Raw genomic sequence first — 18,819 nt, forward strand, 5'->3', positions numbered from 1 at the left:
AATATTGTCGCTGACTGATTGATGGATCAAATAATCGTCGCAACGGTTAAAAATCAAACAAAAATTCGTTTAATTTGTCTGCCAGCCAAGACATTCCAGGATGCTCTGCCATACCTGAAGAGGTGAACATACAGTAATCTTCTTGGGTCAAGCCATAAGTGTGTTTTATTACCGAGAGTTCCTGTTTGCGTAGCAAGTGTCGGATCAGCGGTTCAGGGAGTACGCCCCAAGCGTCTTCTTCAAGAATCGTGTTGAGTATGTAGTCAAAGCTTGAGAAGCCTATGTGACGCAGCGAGAAGGGTTGTAATTCTGGATTATCCTTTTCATTTAGATAAACCATAACGGCTTGCATAGCGTTACGCAGTTCGTCATCCGAGACCCGACGAAGTTTGGCCAGTGGGTGAGAGGAACGACATACTGACATCAGGCGTATCTTGCCTAATGGCTGAAACGTGATGTGAGGGTCATTGAGTCGTTCGTAATCGACGCCAAACGCGAAATCAACTTGGGAAGTTGCCACAAGATTTGCCAAGTCACCACTAGAGGCTAAAACAATGTTAAATGCGGTTGCAGGAAAGCGGTTGTTAAGCTTATGAGAGAGATCCTGCCACAGTTCGTCAGGCAGAGAATCGTCACGAGCTATCCATACCTCGGCGTTAAACTTACCTGATACGTGAGTACAGGTTTTACGAATACGCGCTGCGGTAACTAGCATATTGTGACAATCTTTGTAAATGGCTTTACCCGCTTCAGAAAGCACCAAATTATTGCCACTACGAACAAAAAGTTCGACATCGAGATCTTTTTCTAGTGCTTTAATCGCCATACTCAAGCGTGTGCGGTTGCACTCTAGTTGGCGAGCGGCCTCGGAAACCGAGCCTGTGTCGGACACAGTACAAAAAGCTTCGATCTGAGTAAGGTTCATCTTTTGTTCAATTTGGTTAGTCTCGAATCGATATTATATCAATCTCTGTCAATTGTCTGTTTTCCGAATTGAAATGCTATGAATTTCATGCAGTTTTGATACTCTTGGGGCATGCCTAATGAATGTTGTTACAGGGAGATCATGATGGCTAATAGTTGGGACGATGTCGCACTCGATTGGGACTCGGATAACACGACTAGTGTATATGCGGATAAAGCTTTTGAATCTCTACAGCAAGTAGTTGATGTTAAAGGGTTACATATTTTTGATTTTGGCTGCGGAACAGGTCTGCTTAGCCAAAGAATGTCTCAAACGGCAAAAGATATTGTCGCGCTCGACAGCTCCGAAGCAATGATAGAACAACTCGATAAGAAAGAGCTTCACAACGTAGAACCCGTAGTTGATCTACTGACTCGTGGTTTAGTGGCGATGCACCCTGCATTTCGAGCACAGTTTGATCTAGTGGTTGCCTCTTCAGTGTGTAGTTTCCTACCAAACTATTCAGATGTCGCGGATATTGTTTACAGCATCCTCGACGATGGCGGACATTTTGTTCACTGGGATTGGTTGTCGGACAAAGACGAAGTTGGCGGAATGACGATTGTTCACGCTCAGCAAGTGCTGACGAGTGTGGGTTTTAGCCAAGTAGAAATCACGACGCCGTTTACCATCACAACCCCGCACGGCGAACAAACCGTGTTGATGGCGGTTGCCAAAAAGTAACTCGATTCGGTTTAAACATTAAAGCCCAGTAGAAATACTGGGCTTTAATGTTTTATACCACTGGGACGGTCTGATATTGACTGACTTCGTCTAGTACCCAAGGGTTGGCAATCGCCCCCTGATTTTTAACTTCTTGTCCATGAAGAACTTGTTTGACTGCCAGTTCGACCAATTTACCCGATTTGGTTTTGGGTATTTCACTTAACGGATAGATTTCAGCCGGAACGTGTCGGGGTGAGCACTGACGACGCAGCGTCTCTTTTATGGTCGAAATCATATGCTCGGTCAGTGATGCATGAGGCTCAAGCTGAACGAACAGAACGACTTTTTCATCACCATCTACTTGCCTTGCAACGGCGATAGAATCTTGGATCCCAGCCAGTTGGTTAACTTGCTGATAAATTTCTGCCGTTCCGATGCGGACACCGCCGGGGTTCAAAGTGGCATCACTTCGTCCGTAGAAAATCATTCCGCCTCGTGGAGTCATTTCGACATCATCGCCATGGTGCCATGTATTTTCGAACTTATCCCAATAAGCCATATGGTAACGCTCACCATCATCGTGCCAGAACCCTAACGGTTGGTTGGGGAAACTGTTTTGACAAACCAACTCACCGCGGGAGGCAATAATAGCTTCACCAGATTCATTGAGCACTTTGACATCCATACCCAAGCCTGCACCTTGGCACTCTCCGCGATAAACCGCAGAGATTGGATTGCCCAATACGAAGCAACCGCAAATATCGGTTCCGCCAGATATGGATGCAAGGTGGATATCGACTTTGATATTGGAATACACAAAATCAAATTGTTGAGGATAGAGGACTGAGCCAGTTGAACAGAGTGTTTTGAGAGATTTCAGTGGCAACTGGCTACTAGGATTAAACTGCTGTTTCTCTAGAGCTTCTAAGTATTTTGCCGATGTACCAAACAGCGTGACCTTAGCATCTTCAGCCAGTTGCCAAAGTATTTGCTCGTTAGGGTACATAGGGCTGCCGTCAAATATCACCAAGGTCGCGCCGCTTGCTAAAGCGGATACGTGCCAGTTCCACATCATCCAACCGCATGTCGTGTAGTAGAAAATACGATCTTTCGGTTGAATATCACAGTGAAGTTGATGCTCTTTGAGATGGTTTAATATCGTCCCTCCCACTGAATGAACGATACATTTCGGTTTGCCTGTCGTACCTGAAGAGTAGAGGACAAAAAGAGGATCATTAAAACTAATCCGCTCATAACGCATCGCGCGTGGCAGGTAGCTGGCAAAAATCGCTTCCCAATCAGAGAATGACTCACAGCGGTCATCCATTGACATATCTATTTGTAAGTAGTCAATTTGGCACGTATTTAGGATGCTTGGAATCGCATCAACAATTTTGCGGTTTTTCTCTTCTATTTGGAAGGTCTTACCGTTGAAGTCGTAACCATTACAGCAAAACAGAATTTTGGGTTGTACTTGTCCAAATCGTTCGATGACGCTTTCCGCGCCAAAGTCAGGTGATGTTGAAGTCCAAATGGCACCAAGGCTGGTCGTTGCGAGCATGGCGATCACAGTCTCTGGCATATGTGGAAGATAGCCAGCGACGACATCGCCTTTTTGAACGCCATTTTGAACCAACCATTGCTGAATGATTGAAACTTGGTCACACAGCTCCTGCCAAGTCAGTTGACGACTCGACCCTCGTTCGTTCTTAAACCAAATTGCGGTGTCATCTGGTGCCTGAAAAGAGTAGGCCAACAGATTTTCGGCATAATTTAGTTGCGATTGTGGAAACCAGATCGTATCTCGGCTTGGGTTAAACTGGCCCCACTTGGCCAACCCTTCGCCTAAAATGCAGTCGCCCTTGTAGCCTATGACGTCGCAAAACTGCCAAATCTCGAGCCAGAAGTTCTTTTTGTTTTCAATCGACCACTGGTGCAAGTCAGCATAGCTATCGATTTTATTTCCCTGAATATTAATGTGTTTTATAAATTGACTCAGGTTTGATGACTCCACTCGCTCACTACTTGGAACCCAAATAGGTGCTGGAAGGTTCGTCTGCGAATTAGACATGACATCCTCGTCTTATTGTTCTCCGTTTTCTCGAATAAGCTTTGATGAAAAGGTAGCCAAAGTCAAACTTACCGAGCTTCAACAGATGGCTGAAAAATAAGAAAAAAGTGTTAAAATGTAAAATAATTGTTACACAGAGTCGGTGTGAGAGAGTTGGTTGGCTAAATTGTCACCGCCCCTGCATGACGATAGGCTTAATGTGAAGGAATTGTTAATGGAGCTGGTCATGACACAATATCGTTCTAAGCCTGTGAATGATAAAGGGGTAGTTGAATGGAGTTCAGAAGAAGACCAAGTATGGAGTGATTTGGTTAGTCGCCAACTCCACTTGGTGAAACAACGCGCCTGTAAAGAGTATTTGGCAGGGTTGGAGTTGCTGGATCTGCCACTAGATAGAGCGCCTCAAATTGTTGATATCAATCGGGTTCTCAAGCAAGCGACGGGCTGGCAAGTTGAACCCGTGCCAGCGTTGATTAATTTTGACCGATTTTTCGCATTGCTTGCAGACAAGAAGTTCCCTGTAGCTACTTTTTTGCGGAGTAGAGAGGAGTTTGATTATCTCCAAGAGCCGGATTTCTTTCATGAGATATTTGGCCACTGTGCAATGCTAACCAACCCTGAGTTTGCTGAATTTACCAACATGTACGGCAAGTTGGGTCGAGATGCGAGTGATAAGCAGAGGGTATATCTGGCGAGACTTTACTGGTTTACTATCGAGTTTGGTCTTGTCAAAGAGGGAAGTGAGCAAAAAATTTATGGCGGCGGGATTCTATCCTCTCCAGGTGAGACTTTGTATGCACTGGATGATCCGCTAGCTAAACGGGTTGAGTTTGATCTCCACACCGTGCTCAGGACACCTTATCGAATTGATATTATGCAGCCGGAATATTTTGTCCTAGACGACATCGATCAGCTTTATACCCTGAGTAAGATGGATCTGATGTTTCATGTAAAACAGGCGATGGCTGCTGGATTATTACCCCCACTATTTGAACCAAAGGAAGTAAATCATGCTTGATGAATTGCGTTGCGAAGCGTGCACCGCTACTGCTGTAGCTCTAGGCGCAGAAGAAAGAAGGCTGCTATTGACTGAGCTAGAAGATTGGCAAATGCTTGAACGAGACAGCATTCCCCAGCTAGAAAAAGTCTACAAGTTCAAAAACTATAAACTTGCTTGGGAATTTGCCAACAAAGTTTCAGAGCTGGCTGAAGAAGAATTTCACCATCCTTCAATTTTACTTGAGTGGGGTAAGGTGACGGTGACATGGTGGAGTCATTCGATAAAAGGTCTGCATCAGAACGATTTCATCTGCGCAGCCAAGTGTGACAAGCTGATTTAGCATGCAACCTGGTTCAAAAAAGTCTGATTTTATCAGGCTTTTTTGATGCGAGATTACGCAGATAACGGCTGTTTATGATCCAGAACTTGCTCGATTTTGCAGACCGTAAGTGGCTTTGACTTTAAGTACCCTTGAACATAATTACAATGATGTTGGCGAAGTATTGCGAGTTGTTCTGGCGTTTCGACACCTTCAGCAACCACTTCGAGGTCAATGGTATGTGCCATTGAGATGATCGCTCGACATAAGTTATCCGCGTTACTCTGACCAAGAGCGAGACGACTAACAAAACTTCGGTCGACTTTAAGTACATCAACGGGGTACTCGTTGAGCACCGAAAGGGAAGAGTACCCAGTACCGAAATCATCGAGATATAAGGTGACCCCCAGCGCTTTGATACGCTGAAGTTGATGAGCACTGCATTCTTCCCGCAATAGCATAGACTCGGTTATCTCTATTCCGACCAGATGGGCAGGGAAATCATATTGGTCTAGCAACTGAACCAGTGTGTGGTATATGTGCTCAGACTCAAATTGTTTGGCAGATACGTTAATGTTGATCCTTGGTACATCGCGTTCTTTCCGTGAATGCCAAAGCCGATTCAGAGTCTTACAACACTCATTGGCGACCCAGTCACCAATCTTGATTATCATTCCAGTCTCTTCAGCGATTGGGATAAACTCTGCGGGAGAGACTTGACCAAGTTTAGGATGATTCCAGCGGAGCAATGACTCAAACCCCGTCACTTTATCGGTATCTGCACAATAGATTGGCTGATAGACCAGCGATAGCTGCTTTAACGCGAGAGCGCTGGTTAGCTCTTGTTCTAAAGTGAAACGCATTTTCGCTTGCGAGAACATTTTCTCGTGAAAAAAGACTACTTTTTCATGGCTAGAGCTTTTGGCGCGATACATAGCGGTATCGGCCTCGCGGAGTATGCCTGCTAATGTCTGGTTTGGATCAGTAACAATCGAAATTCCGATACTGGCACCAATATGGCAGGACTGGCCGTCAATAGTGTATGGACGGCTTAATACGTTAGAGTAACGTTGACAGATATCGGTGAGTGCTGAACGTGAAATAAGGCCCGGTAAGCAGATGACGAACTCATCCCCCCCAAAGCGAAAGCCCATATCATTGCTGCGACAGTGTTCAGTTAACCGGCTTCCGACTTGTTTAAGGAGTTTATCGCCATGCAGATGCCCCATTGAGTCGTTAATCACTTTGAAACGGTCGAGATCAATAAACAGAATCGAGAACCCAACGGATTCTCCACGAGCCATGAGGTTGAGTTGAGCCGCCACTTCATGACCCAAGGCGTTACGGTTTTTTAAATTGGTTAGGTTATCTTTGATGGCTTGATCGGCCAGTGAGCGCGTTTTCTCTTCGATGACACTATCGGACACTTTGAGTCGCGTCGCGTAGAAATTTGTGGCGATCGTCGCTGAACAGGTGAGCAAAAAGATCAAAATAATCAATGTAAGCCCATATCGAGCTGTACTACCCGTTCGGTCTAGCGTCGTGATCGATACTTGCCAATACTGGTTGAACAAAGGGATCCGTGTGACGCGAGTGGCTTGCGCGAGGCGTGTTGTGATCCCGTCAGATTCCAGCTCAGTATTAATGTGCGACTCAAAGATGAGTTGCTGACTGGGCTCGATATGAGCTTGAATTTTCGTTGTGGAAGAGTTGATTTCTTTGTGCCATATCTGACCTAGCAACTCATGTAGCACGAGATTGGCTACAATGAATCCTTCCAAGTTGCCTTTATCCGAAAACTTGGGTAATAGAAGACGAACGTTAGCTTGACCATTTTGAGTGAAGTCGGAGACACCAATTCTTCCGGTCGTTATTGCACGAGACATTGCACTGACATTATTCGGGTCGGATTCTAATCTAACACCTAATTGGTCACTGCCCTCAAACCATGATGACAGATAGAGTACCGGTAACGTCGTTTGATCAAGAAACCAGATATCCGAGTCGGCTCCCTCTAATGTAGGGGTTATTTTGAAACCGAGAAAACCATCGCGCTGCGCTTGCCGTTCGAAGTCTGCTATTTGGTCTAACTTGACTGCTGGTGCCCACATCACAGAACCGACGCTCAAATTGGTGTGAACTTGCTCGGTAAAATAGGATTCAAATTGTTTGGCTGATGGCTGGTTACTATTCGATATAAATGCACGGGTCGAATAGATTAAAGACTCAACACTCTTAAGCGATTGCGATAGAGTTTGAATTCGGTTGGTCAATTGCGCTTCTAACTGGGCGTGGATCTTTTGTGTTTCATACTGGTGAACCGTGAAGTAACTCAGTACGGCCAGTATCGTCCCCAACAGCCAGATTAAAATTAAATGTTTATAGGAAAGAGCAAGTTTCAAGAGGCGTGTGAGTCAAATCGAAAAAATGTATAACGCAAATGGTAACTATTATTATTATCAATGCAAGATGGTATTGAGTAGATAATATGTGAGATTGATCCAGTAATTGAGAGTAATGTAGCTATCGATAGACAACCGATAGCGGTTGGAATCAAGGGGAGTCGTTTTCTGTATCTGGTCTGGCCCTGCGTAATGTTTCGACTTCATTCACATATCGTTGCTCTAGGATGAGCAGTTTAGTAAACAGTTTATTGATATCGAGTATTAACGCCTGATTAAGCTGCGCATACTTTTCGCTTGCTACGGCGTTTGATTGATTGTCCATCTGCTTGCAATGCTGGCTGATGTTTCGCCAGCGTAGCAGTAGTTGTTCTGCACGCTCAGATAGTTGCTGTAGGGAGTCTCGCTCTAGTTGTATTTTATCAACGACAAAAAGCGATGCCTCAATTTGGGAGTTCATACTTTGATGTAAGGTGTCCTTATTGCTGTCCCAAAACTGGCGGATCTCCTGAGGAGTGAATTCTTGGTAAAGAAAGGGCTGCTCGTTATGGATGTGCAGAAACTGATTAAATTTTTGAGCATGGAGGTTATAAGTTCGGTCAAGATCGGTCTGAAGATTGAGGATTTCGTTCCATGCTGGAGCCGAACAATGGGCACTAAGTACCTTAAAAGGTAAAGTGATCAGCAGTGCTGCCGTTATAGTAATATTAATACAGTGCCATTTCATCGTGGTTGTGGTGGTGGTTATAACTCGATAAGTATAGGAAAAGATTAGGCGGATATGAAAAAACTCATCATGGTTGTCTTGTTGTTAGTGGGTATCGCCTGTGCTGGCGGTGGTTACTACATTTTCTATTACAAACCGCAGCAAGATGCTCTAGCGCTAGCGGCGGCTGAAGACGAAAAGCAACCTGTTACACCACTGCCTATTGTCGAAGAAGAGGAAGAGGTTCGACCCGCGCCCCCAGTGACAGATTATTACGTTAGCCCACCCAGACTGGGTGTACGTGAAACCCCAGATGTCGACGCGTTTATTGAGAGTGCTGTGTACCGTGGCGACAAGTTGCACGTACTAGAAAAGAAAGATGGCTGGGGGCGAATTTCTCCCTACTATGTTTATGAAGAAGGGGGGCCTGAAGTCGCAGAGTGGGTGCCGATGGACGCACTGCTTGAGGTCGCGCCAACCATTTCAAAGCAAGAGAGGATGGAAACCATCAGCCAGTACATCGAGCAATCTGATGACTTTAAGCAACACTTTGAGATGTTTATAAAAACAACCGACCAACTGCTTAAAGAGGGGACTTGTACTCCTGAAGACTTTGAAGAGACCAAAGGATGGATTCGTTCCGTGACATTCAATCAACAACAAGCTTACTTTGTTTACTGCGGTGGTTTAAAGCAAGCCAACAAAATCTATCTTGATGTGTTAAGCGGTAAGATATTCTACCGATAGTGGTTTGACTCAGATATGGAATATTAGCTTTTAGAACATTTTAGTTGTTTGTCATATGGGTTAGATCTACTATCTCGCTGTTAGATATAATCAGGCTGGTCAATGCTTCGTCGATTCATTTCATACATTTGGCTTTTTACTCTTGCGATGGTTGTGCCTTCGCAGGCGTTTGCGTATCTGCTGCAAGCCGAAAATGAAGCCTCCGCTCGATTAAGCTACCGAATTAATACTCTTCTACCTGCGTCTAAAAGCGATGCTCAGGCCCTGTTTGACGAAGTAAGAGAAGACTCTCAGCCTAAACCGATCACACAATCGGAATTTGCTCAAGATTGGTTAGCGATCGTAAGTACTAATCGCTGCCTACATTCTACTCGTTTTGTTGATGACGCTGATTCTTCGTCGAATTTAGAACTACCGACTTTTGAACCTGCGATCGTTGCCCTTTTCCGTTTATACAAGGCAACCTGTCTATCTTCGACTAATGCCCTTGCTACTCGTTATACCTCGCCAAGTCGAATTGCTGGCTGGAAAGAGTCCAACGCACTTTATGTCGCGTTAAACGCCCAATACCCGGTATTTCTTTAACTTACTTTTTCGGAAGCGATTACGCCTTCTTACGTTAGTAATTTAGGTTCAGGCACGCCTGAGCCGAACAAAGTTAAGAAATACAATGAAAAAAAATCCTGCTAAACAGGCGAGTTCTGCTCGTCTCATGAACCATTATTCAGCTTGGAAATACGTGGTACTGATTGCCACGATTATCATGCTGACATTGAGTGCTATCCCAACATGGTATGGTGAAAAACCGTCGATTCAGGTGACAACGTCACAAGGGCAGGCAAATACTATTTTAAATAACGTCACTGAACTGAATCATTATCTTGATCAGCGTGATATCCAAGCAAGTCAAATTGAACAGATGGGTAACAAAACCACCTTGGTGTTCGATAACGAAACTGAACAGACACTGGCAAGAAAAGAGCTAGATAAATTGCTCAGCAAACAGGATAGTATTAGTTTCTCTTACGTCTCGGTGGCACCTAAGTGGCTGAGCGACATGGGCTTTAGTCCGATTAAGCTCGGGCTAGATCTACGCGGTGGTGTTCAATTCCTCCTTAATGTAGATATTGATAAAGCGTTCGAAGACCAACGCAATAGTTTAGTCGATGAAGTGAGAGATTTTCTCCGTCAAGAGCGTTTGCGTAGTGTGCAGATCGCTTCGGTTGGATCAGAAGCATTTGATATTAAATCAGACTCTGAACAGGCGTTAGGATCGATTCAGAGCTTCCTCAAGCAGAACTACCCAACTTGGGACGTAAAACGACATTCAGATTTCATTGCGGTTAAACCGACGGTTGAAAGCAAGAGTGAGTTCCAGTCCGTCACATTAAAGCAAAACTTAAAGATCATGCGTGACCGTATTGAAGAGCTTGGTATTACAGAAGCGTTGGTACAGCGTCAGGGTGAGCACAGTATTCGTATTGAGTTACCGGGTGTCCAAGATCCATCGTTGGCGAAAAATGTCATTGGTGCGACCGCAACGCTAGCCTTTCATGAAGCCCGCACGCCTTCGGAAGGTAAGGCGTATGGTGACATTGCACTTAAAGATAACGATGGCCGTGATGTCACTTTAGCAAAACGACCAGTGTTGACTGGTGAACACATCATTAATGCTCGTGCTGGCGTCGACAAAATGGGTTTCTCTGAAGTTAACATTTCACTCGATCATGCGGGTGGCAAGATGATGAGTGACTTCTCCGCTGGTCATATTGGTAAACCAATGGCGACCGTGTACCGCGAATACACCACCAATGCGAAAGGTGAAACAGAACGCAGCGAACGTGTTATTAGTGTCGCGACTATTCAGTCTCAGCTTGGCAGCCAGTTCCGCATCACTGGAGCAGGCTCAATGGAAGATGCACAAAACTTAGCCTTGTTGCTTCGCGCGGGCTCTTTGACTGCGCCAGTGACTATCGTTGAGGAGCGCACGATTGGTGCTTCATTAGGTGCTGAAAACATTCAGAATGGTTTTGCCGCTTTAGCGCTAGGTCTTGCGATGACGCTGACTTTCATGGCGCTCTGGTATCGTCGACTAGGTTGGGTCGCTAATGTGGCGCTATTGGTCAACATGGTTAGCCTACTTGGTCTTATCGCACTCCTACCAGGAGCAGTACTGACACTGCCGGGTATCGCGGGTTTGGTACTGACTGTCGGTATGGCGGTCGATACCAACGTGCTCATTTTTGAACGCATCAAAGACAAGCTTGCAGAAGGGCGCACGTTTGCGCAGTCCATTGATCTTGGCTTTGGTAGCGCGTTGAGCACCATTCTTGATGCCAACATTACCACCATGATTACCGCAGTTGTACTTTACTCGCTTGGTAATGGCCCAATTCAAGGTTTCGCTCTGACTCTTGGTCTCGGTTTGCTGACCAGTATGTTTAGTGGTGTGTTTGCATCACGTGCAATTATCAACTTAGTTTGGGGACGCGATGCGCGTCGTGATGTGAGGGTTTAATCATGATTGAGTTTTTTAAACAGCGTATTCGCCGTATTCGTTACATCACAAGCTTTGTTTCTTTAGCGCTGATGGTCGTTTCTTTGGTCGCATTGGCGATGAATGGCCTGAACATGGGCTTAGACTTTACCGGTGGTATGGTGACTGAGGTCAAGGTTGATAACAATGTGACCCACTCGCAGTTGGTAGAGGTATTGCAACCAGCCCTTGGTGAGTTTACCAACGTTACGCACTCAGACCAGGATGGAAGATGGGTGATTCGTTACCCAATTCCTCAAAGCGACGCACAGGTAGCAGACCTAAGTCAGACCCTAGCACCGATTTCGCATCAGGTTGACGTGATCAGCAACAGCATGGTGGGTTCACAAGTAGGGCAAGATTTGGTTGATCAAGGTGGCTTAGCGCTGATGATTTCGATGCTGAGCATCTTGGGCTACCTCTGCTTTCGTTTTGAATGGCGTCTGGCAAGTGGTTCACTGCTGGCGTTGATTCACGATGTCGTACTGGTATTGGGATTCTTTGCTGCAACGCAGATGGAATTTAACTTGACCGTATTTGCGGCAATTCTGGCAATTTTGGGTTACTCACTCAACGATTCAATCATTATTGCTGACCGTATCCGTGAGTTGCTCATTGCAAAACAGTCTCTATCAACGGAAGAAATCAATGACCAAGCTGTGATAGCGACCTTCTCACGTACTATGGTGACTTCAGGAACCACCTTGCTCACGGTCTCGGCACTGTGGATTATGGGAGGCAACGCATTACAAGGGTTTGCTGTGGCGATGTTCATTGGTATTTTGTCTGGCACTTGGTCATCGATATCGATCGGTACTGTCTTGCCAGAGTGGTTGAAGCTCGAACCTAAGCACTATCTACCAGTAGAAATAGATACGGCGCCATAGACGATAGGGATGACAGAGCCCCGCGATACTGCTATCGCGGGGCTTTTGCTTTAATTGGTGTTGGCGGCGAGGAAGCGTGTGAAACTATCCCATGATTTCTTGTCGGCATCTTCGCGATAACGTGGACTATCGAAAACCGTGAAAGCATGCGGCGCTCCACTATACGTAATCATCTCATGTGGGACTTTGGCAGTTTCAAGTTGCTCAGCCAGGTCAGCAAACTGTGACATAGGAATGGCACTGTCTGCCGTGCCATGGAGAATCATTATAGGTGCAGTGGTGTTCTGATAAGATTGACCTTCAGGAGTACCTAGCCCTCCGTGGAAGGTGACAAAGCCTTTGGCTTTCATACCTGCTCGTGCAGACTCCAGAACTGCTGCACCACCAAAGCAATAGCCCATCACAACGGTGTTGTCACTGTTTCCTCCAAGCTGGGCGGCAAAATCCAAACTGCCCTGCATTAGCGCACGAAGTTTTTCTCTGTCTTTGTAGAGTTCTCCTGTGTGCTGTCTTCTGTCTTCAATCTCTGTTGGTCGTATCCCTTTACCGAATAGATCGGCGGCAAATACGTTGTAGCCTAGTTGATTGAGCATATCGGCTCGTTTCATTTCGTAGTCTGTTAAACCGTCCCAGTCATGGATAAGCAATACTAGTGGTGCATTGTCACTGACTTTGCTCCAGTAGCCCTCGTAATCACTACCGTTTACATTGTAAATTTTGTTTTCACCCGCCCCAGTAAAAGTCGATAAAGTTAATAAGATAAGACCGAATATTGATTTCATAAAACACCTCCATTGTCGTAGAAGTGTAGTACGTAAAATGCAAAAGACTGGTACAAAAAAAGCCTCCCGAAGGAGGCTAGGACTAAAGGAAAAGACTTTAATTACATAGCGGCTGCAAAGATTGCTGAAATTTCTTCATGCGTTGCTTGTTTAGGGTTAGTAAAACCACACGCATCTTTTAGTGCATTGTCTGCTAGGGTTGGGATGTCTTTAGCATCTGCACCAAGCTCTTTGATACCCGATGGAATACCTACATCTTTAGCTAGCGCAACGATAGCGGCAATTGCCGCTTCAGCGCCTTGTTCTGCGGTCATATCTTTAACATCGACACCCATCGCTTTCGCAACGTCACGTAGACGATCTGGGCAGACCTGAGCATTGTAGCGTTGGACATGAGGAAGCAGAATCGCGTTACAGACGCCGTGTGGCAGGTCATAGAAGCCACCTAGTTGGTGCGCCATTGCGTGTACGTAGCCCAACGATGCATTGTTAAACGCCATACCTGCCATAAATTGTGCGTAAGCCATTTGTTCACGCGCTTCAATATCATCGCCGTTTTCTACCGCAGTGCGAAGGTGAGCTTGAATGATTTCGATCGCTTTGATGGCAACAGCATCAGTGATAGGCGTTGCTGCGATAGAGACATAAGCTTCAACAGCATGGGTTAATGCGTCCATACCTGTTGCAGCAGTTAGCGAAGCAGGTTTAGCTAACATTAGCTCTGGATCATTGACGGATACGAGCGGTGTTGTATGTTTATCGACAATCGCCATTTTTATGTGGCGTTCTTCATCAGTGATGATGCAGAAGCGAGTCATCTCAGAAGCTGTGCCAGCCGTTGTGTTGATTGCGATCAGTGGCAGCATTGGTTTAGCTGATTGGTCTACACCCTCATAATCTCCAATCTTGCCACCGTTGGAAGCGACCAATGCGATACCTTTAGCGCAGTCATGAGGTGAACCGCCACCAAGGGAAATTACGAAGTCACAGTCGTTATCCATAAGCAGTGCGAGACCATCATTCACGTTGCTGATTGTTGGGTTTGGTTGAGTACCGTCAAATACCACAGTGTCTACTTGACGCTCAGTCAATAGATCTTGAACTCGTTTTACAACACCAATCTGATTAAGGATTTTGTCAGTTACGATCAGGCCTTTTTTAAAACCTTGAGCTTGAATATTGTCTGCTGCGTCAGTCAGGCAGCCAGCGCCCATTAGGTTTACAGTAGGGATAAAAAATGCACTCGTCATTGGATTGCTCCATATTGTTATATTTGAAATCTGCATTTAGATTCGCATAACTATCCAACCTCAAATCTTGATCTCAAACAATTTTGCTACCCAAAAGTGGTAGGTGTTGCAGTAAAATGTGAACTCCGACCAGTTCAATTTGTATCGAATGTAAGTTGTTAAATATTAGTGGGTTAGCGCAATCGTTTTCTCAACACAAACAGAAATTGTTAAATTTTTTGCGTTCGGAGCAAACAAAAAGCCCCTGTCAGTAGGAATACCGACAGGGGCTAAATAGCGCATAGATATCTAGCTAACTGAGTGAGACTAATTTCTCGACTAGTGCTTCGATTCCTATTGCTGCTTCAGAGATGTTTTCGGCGAGCATATAGGCGGGCGTCGAGAGCACGAGATGTTGCTCGTCAAATACAACTTGGTCTACTTGCGACTCAACGTGAAGGCCGCCTAGGGTATTAAAAGCCGCAGCGGTCGCAGCATCGTTACCAATAGTGGCTTTGACGCCTTGGTCGTAAATGAGCGGAATGATTGTTGGAGCAATGCACAGGTATCCCGCGGGTTTACGTGCTTGAGCGAACGCTCTGCATGCACTAGCAACATGAGTGTTAATGCTACATTCCGCACCTTTTACCGCGAAATCGGTGAGATTCTTCGCGGCACCAAAACCTCCAGGAAGCAATAGTGCGTCGTAATCATCGACATTGAGCTTTGCAACATCCTCTATTTTCCCGCGTGCAATCCGTGCCGCTTCAACCAAGACGTTGCGTGTCTCGTCCATCTCTTCACCGGTCTTGTGGTTTATAACATGAAGTTGATCGATGTTGGGCGCGAAACAGTGCCAGCTCGCACCTTGTTTTTCAATCGCGTGCAGCGATAGTACGGATTCGTGAATTTCAGCCCCATCAAAGACACCTGAACCACTTAGTATTACGGCAACTTTCTTCATTGTTGTCCTCCCTTGTTGTTGTGCGCTGTTAGCGTAGCCAATTAATAACCGCTACGGTCTGATTAGAGTCTCATTCTTCCAAATCGCGTGACTCATTGGGATCTGATTGCTGGTCGGTGTCACCGCTATCCTCTTGCTGTTCTTCAGAATAGTTCTTCACCACAAAAGGAATTAGCATGATGTTAGAAGGAAAGAATCGTTTCATATCGGACGCCTCCTAGGCATTTAGCAACACCTAGATTGTGACTGGAGAATAGCGGAGAAAGTTTGTTTCAGGTCATAAAGTTTTGCGTAAATCAATTCAACAAGAATAGTTGAGCATGGAGTCACATTAATGGTTAACACTTGTCCCAGTAGGGGGTGTCAGTGCCCAATCGTTCGTTGATGAAATCTAAGAAAACTTTAACTTTCAATGGCATATGTTTTCTTTCAGGAAAAACGGCATAGACGGCATGTACTGGCAACCGGTAATTGGCAAGGACAACTTCAAGACGACCTGCATGGATGTCCTTGGCCGCAATGAATGTTGGTAAGTTCCCAATGCCTGCCCCCTCTAATACTGCACGACGAATCGCTTCGCTGTTGTTCACTGATAAACGACCTTTAGGAACAACGCGATACTCTTGCCCAGCCGAATTGAGGCTCCACTCGGTACCACCGCGATAGTAGCTGTACTGTAAGCAACTGTGATTGACCAGATCGCTAGGCTGCTGTGGGCGGCCATGTTGTTCTAGGTACTCTTTTGATGCACATAGCACGCTGACACATGGTGCGAGTCTTTTCGCAATTAGGTTTGATAAAGGCAGGTGGCCAATACGGATGCCGATGTCAAAACTGTCTTGTATGAGGTCAACCATTTGGTCTTCGAGTTGCAAATCAATTTCTACATCAGGATAGAGAGCGAGGAACTCTGCAATCAGAGGAGCCACGTGTAGGACACCAAAGGACATGGGAGCCGTCACTTTTAGCTTACCGCGAGGCTTGCCTTGCAGCTCGCTAACCGCATCTAGTCCTTGTTGCGCTAGGTTTAGAGATTGCACGACATACTCGTAGTAGCGTTGACCCGCTTCCGTTAAACTCAGTTTTCGTGTGGTGCGATTAAGAAGTCTAATTCCTAGTTCATCTTCTAAGTGGGTGATTCGTTTACTGACGGCGGATTTGGTGATATTGAGTTTTTCGGCTGCGCCAGAGAAACTGCCATTTTCAACCACTGAGACAAAAACAGGTATCGAAGAGAATGCTTGCATAGTTGACTGTAGGTAAACAATAAATTTCTTAACTTAGAGATTATCATCTTATTGAAAACAATCTACACTAGCGATGAAATTTTTAGGAGATAGCAATGAAATACGATTGGATCTTGTTTGATGCTGACGAAACCCTGTTTCACTTTGATGCCTTTAAAGGGATGCAGCTCATGTTCTCTCGCAAGGGGGTAGAGTTTACTTCACAAGATTTTGAGCACTATCAAACGGTCAATAAGCCTCTATGGGTTGATTATCAAAATGGCACCATCAGTGCCGATGATTTAAAACACACTCGCTTTCAAGAGTGGGCAGACAGGTTAGATACGACCACCTCTGAGTTAAACAGTGCTTTTCTAGAGGCAATGGCTGACATATGTACCTTACTTCCAGGAGCAAAAGAGCTGATGGAAGCGGTTCATGGCAAGGCGAAGATGGGTATCATCACTAATGGTTTTACCGAGCTTCAGGCAATCAGACTTGAAAGAACCGGTATGAGCCAATATTTCGAACACGTCGTGATATCCGAGCAAGTGGGTTTTGCTAAGCCCGATACAGCCATTTTTAGCCATGCGATGGAGAAAATGGGGTCGCCTTGTAAGAGCAAAGTTCTCATGGTGGGAGACAACCAACATTCTGACATCCTAGGTGGACTTAATTTTGGTATCGAAACCTGTTGGTTAAATAGTGTAGGGGCTGAAGCAGATGTCGATATTTCGCCGCACTACACGGTAAGTTCTCTGCATGAGCTGAAAGATATTTTGCTGGCTTAGCAACTATTTTTTATTAACAGTGATCGAAGTGAACCTGTGCGCAGTAAGAATAACAGAATTCACTGTTACTGTTATAGCGAGGAAGCAGCATGTCAGTTCTTGGAAAAATCATCGATTTAGATCCGAAGCACGGGTATGGCTTTATTGAAGATGAAAACTGCAACGATAAGGTGTTTTTTCATGTTCGAGATATGCGTGGCACTTCAATTGACGTTCATGTTAATGAGTTGGTGGAGTTTGATGTTGAGTCTGACCTCAACGGCTGTCGAATCGCGCTCAATATTTCACCTATGGTCATGAAGTAACGAATACTTCTAAGCTTCAGGTGCGTGAAGTGTAATGTAGCGTTCGAGACATTTGCCAGTCGATGTCTCCAACCTTGTATCGGTAATCGTGAGCGTCTCGATTCTATCAATTCGAAAATGCCGATAACCCTTTCTCCATTCGCACCAAGGGTCCATACTTTTCCCTAAAAGATTTGTCCTAGTGGTTGTAAACAGCGAGAAGAATTTCCGGCACAAAAATCGCAAATTCTTCTCGCTGTGCTTTAAGCATATCTGGCAACACAGATAAAAGTTTAGTCGAAGCGGAGCGCGATGCCTGAGCGAATTCATCGTCTGATCAAGCTCGCTCATCTCTATCGAGTGGTGGTGCCAGAACCTGTCAGTCGTGTTCTAGATCAAATAATTTAAGCAAAGTTGGTTAGAATATGCGCATTGTATAATATGTGTGCTATAGCTAATGTTAACGCAATAATAATTATAGGCTTATCGCAACTTCAGGCTAGGTAAGGGAAATAACATGGCAATACAAGGAACAATTGCTCAATGGGATCAGAGCAAGGGTTATGGTTATATTTCTGTAGAAAACCAAGATACTCAAATTTTATTTCATATCAATGATTTAGAAAATAACTCTCGGTTACCCTGTGTCAGCGAACCTGTGGTATTTCGTTTAGGATCTGATAGTAATGGAACCATGAGAGCGGTCGACGTAACTCGGCCTTTGGTGTTTAATTTTTCTCTTGCTATAGCCGTCTGGTTCTGTAGCGCACTTTTCGGTAGCGTCGTCTTGCTAGATTTTCCACTCATATCCTGCGTACTTTATTTTGCCGCCAGCACAGCCACATACACCTTATATGCGTTAGACAGACACGCAATGATGAACGGTGGGTGGCGAGTTCCGGAAGTCGCTTTCCATATAATGAACGTGTGTGGCGGATGGGTTGGGGCTTTGCTTGCTCAGTCGATTATGCATCACAAGTATCATGATATTGGATTTAAGTTCCTCTTCTGGTCGACCTTGGTACTCAATATTGCGTTGTTTGCTTGGTCATTGACCAGTGAAGGTGCTTTTTTACTGGAACAAGCGATCTCAATGTTGCGCTCTATTTCGTGAGAAGAATCTGCCTCTAATACTGTTTGACATCACAAAGCCGCCCATCTGGGCCAGCTCCTATCACTTAACGTGTTCGCAACGCACTGGATAGCAAACCATACTGTTGCGAACGACCCCTCTGTAGCAGTGGG

At 45.2% G+C, this 18,819-nt stretch carries 19 protein-coding genes; 10 read left to right on the forward strand and 9 right to left on the reverse strand.

The genetic code is table 11. The annotated features are described in order from the left end of the window. Nucleotides 1-46: 46 nt before the first annotated feature. Nucleotides 47-925 (reverse strand): LysR family transcriptional regulator, encoded by an 879-nt coding sequence (locus ACQEXR_RS15705; RefSeq protein WP_426952655.1) that lies wholly within the window; start codon nucleotides 923-925, stop codon nucleotides 47-49. A gap of 144 nt (nucleotides 926-1,069) precedes the next feature. On the opposite strand from ACQEXR_RS15705, the gene ACQEXR_RS15710 reads away from it, so the two are divergent. After that, the gene (locus ACQEXR_RS15710) at nucleotides 1,070-1,648 is read left to right on the forward strand and encodes a class I SAM-dependent DNA methyltransferase (protein WP_138972027.1); all 579 of its coding nucleotides are present in this window, start codon (nucleotides 1,070-1,072) and stop codon (nucleotides 1,646-1,648) included. 52 nt (nucleotides 1,649-1,700) lie between these two features. Here the strand turns inward: ACQEXR_RS15710 and ACQEXR_RS15715 are convergent, their stop codons facing one another. Next, nucleotides 1,701-3,701, reverse strand: a complete 2,001-nt coding sequence (locus ACQEXR_RS15715; protein WP_331428281.1) for an acetoacetate--CoA ligase — start codon at nucleotides 3,699-3,701, stop codon at nucleotides 1,701-1,703. Between the two features lie 226 nt (nucleotides 3,702-3,927). Between ACQEXR_RS15715 and phhA the strand changes: the two genes are divergently transcribed. Together phhA and ACQEXR_RS15725 are read left to right on the forward strand one after the other, a co-directional pair. Beyond that, a complete protein-coding gene (gene phhA, locus ACQEXR_RS15720; RefSeq protein ID WP_138972025.1) occupies nucleotides 3,928-4,719 on the forward strand; it encodes a phenylalanine 4-monooxygenase in 792 nt (263 codons plus the stop codon). Then, nucleotides 4,712-5,041 (forward strand): 4a-hydroxytetrahydrobiopterin dehydratase, encoded by a 330-nt coding sequence (locus ACQEXR_RS15725; protein WP_138972024.1) that lies wholly within the window; start codon nucleotides 4,712-4,714, stop codon nucleotides 5,039-5,041. Before phhA ends, ACQEXR_RS15725 begins: the two co-directional genes overlap by 8 nt. 53 nt (nucleotides 5,042-5,094) lie before the next feature. Here the strand turns inward: ACQEXR_RS15725 and ACQEXR_RS15730 are convergent, their stop codons facing one another. After that, the gene (locus ACQEXR_RS15730) at nucleotides 5,095-7,377 is read right to left on the reverse strand and encodes an EAL domain-containing protein (RefSeq protein WP_426952658.1); all 2,283 of its coding nucleotides are present in this window, start codon (nucleotides 7,375-7,377) and stop codon (nucleotides 5,095-5,097) included. A 196-nt stretch (nucleotides 7,378-7,573) separates the two neighbouring features. Next, nucleotides 7,574-8,149: a hypothetical protein gene (locus ACQEXR_RS15735; RefSeq protein WP_426952660.1), complete on the reverse strand. Its 576-nt coding sequence runs from the start codon at nucleotides 8,147-8,149 to the stop codon at nucleotides 7,574-7,576. A 54-nt stretch (nucleotides 8,150-8,203) separates the two neighbouring features. On the opposite strand from ACQEXR_RS15735, the gene ACQEXR_RS15740 reads away from it, so the two are divergent. The 4 genes from ACQEXR_RS15740 to secF all read left to right on the forward strand — a co-directional run bounded on the left by ACQEXR_RS15740 (nucleotide 8,204) and on the right by secF (nucleotide 12,298). Then, nucleotides 8,204-8,875 (forward strand): hypothetical protein, encoded by a 672-nt coding sequence (locus tag ACQEXR_RS15740; RefSeq protein WP_426952662.1) that lies wholly within the window; start codon nucleotides 8,204-8,206, stop codon nucleotides 8,873-8,875. A gap of 102 nt (nucleotides 8,876-8,977) precedes the next feature. After that, entirely contained in the window at nucleotides 8,978-9,460 is a 483-nt protein-coding gene (locus tag ACQEXR_RS15745; RefSeq protein ID WP_426952663.1) for a hypothetical protein, read from the forward strand. Between the two features lie 85 nt (nucleotides 9,461-9,545). After that, entirely contained in the window at nucleotides 9,546-11,393 is a 1,848-nt protein-coding gene (secD, locus tag ACQEXR_RS15750; protein WP_426952664.1) for a protein translocase subunit SecD, read from the forward strand. A 2-nt stretch (nucleotides 11,394-11,395) separates the two neighbouring features. Further along, nucleotides 11,396-12,298: a protein translocase subunit SecF gene (gene secF, locus ACQEXR_RS15755; protein WP_426952665.1), complete on the forward strand. Its 903-nt coding sequence runs from the start codon at nucleotides 11,396-11,398 to the stop codon at nucleotides 12,296-12,298. Between the two features lie 50 nt (nucleotides 12,299-12,348). Here secF and ACQEXR_RS15760 read toward each other — a convergent pair whose 3' ends face one another. From ACQEXR_RS15760 to ACQEXR_RS15780, 5 genes are all read right to left on the reverse strand, one after another. Beyond that, nucleotides 12,349-13,080 (reverse strand): dienelactone hydrolase family protein, encoded by a 732-nt coding sequence (locus tag ACQEXR_RS15760; protein WP_426952666.1) that lies wholly within the window; start codon nucleotides 13,078-13,080, stop codon nucleotides 12,349-12,351. Nucleotides 13,081-13,181: 101 nt separating this feature from the next. Then, entirely contained in the window at nucleotides 13,182-14,330 is a 1,149-nt protein-coding gene (gene yiaY, locus ACQEXR_RS15765; RefSeq protein ID WP_138972017.1) for an L-threonine dehydrogenase, read from the reverse strand. Between the two features lie 292 nt (nucleotides 14,331-14,622). Then, on the reverse strand, nucleotides 14,623-15,273 hold the full coding sequence (elbB, locus tag ACQEXR_RS15770; protein ID WP_426952667.1) for an isoprenoid biosynthesis glyoxalase ElbB: 651 nt from the start codon (nucleotides 15,271-15,273) through the stop codon (nucleotides 14,623-14,625). 70 nt (nucleotides 15,274-15,343) lie between these two features. Continuing rightward, nucleotides 15,344-15,478, reverse strand: coding sequence for a hypothetical protein (locus ACQEXR_RS15775; protein ID WP_426952669.1), 135 nt, complete (start codon nucleotides 15,476-15,478; stop codon nucleotides 15,344-15,346). A gap of 133 nt (nucleotides 15,479-15,611) precedes the next feature. Continuing rightward, a complete protein-coding gene (locus ACQEXR_RS15780; protein ID WP_426952670.1) occupies nucleotides 15,612-16,520 on the reverse strand; it encodes a LysR substrate-binding domain-containing protein in 909 nt (302 codons plus the stop codon). A gap of 95 nt (nucleotides 16,521-16,615) precedes the next feature. Here ACQEXR_RS15780 and yjjG point away from each other — a divergent pair, with 95 nt between their 5' ends. The 3 genes from yjjG (at nucleotide 16,616) to ACQEXR_RS15795 (ending at nucleotide 18,688) form a co-directional block, all read left to right on the forward strand. After that, nucleotides 16,616-17,290: a pyrimidine 5'-nucleotidase gene (yjjG, locus tag ACQEXR_RS15785; RefSeq protein WP_331418660.1), complete on the forward strand. Its 675-nt coding sequence runs from the start codon at nucleotides 16,616-16,618 to the stop codon at nucleotides 17,288-17,290. Between the two features lie 89 nt (nucleotides 17,291-17,379). Next, the gene (locus ACQEXR_RS15790; RefSeq protein WP_138972013.1) at nucleotides 17,380-17,595 is read left to right on the forward strand and encodes a cold-shock protein; all 216 of its coding nucleotides are present in this window, start codon (nucleotides 17,380-17,382) and stop codon (nucleotides 17,593-17,595) included. A 496-nt stretch (nucleotides 17,596-18,091) separates the two neighbouring features. Next, nucleotides 18,092-18,688 carry a DUF1294 domain-containing protein gene (locus ACQEXR_RS15795; RefSeq protein WP_331418657.1) on the forward strand — a complete coding sequence of 199 codons (597 nt, stop codon included), beginning with the start codon at nucleotides 18,092-18,094 and terminating at the stop codon, nucleotides 18,686-18,688. Nucleotides 18,689-18,819 lie beyond the last annotated feature (131 nt).

Origin of the sequence: Vibrio sp. TRT 2004 (genome assembly GCF_050113735.1) — a bacterium.
GTDB lineage: Bacteria > Pseudomonadota > Gammaproteobacteria > Enterobacterales > Vibrionaceae > Vibrio.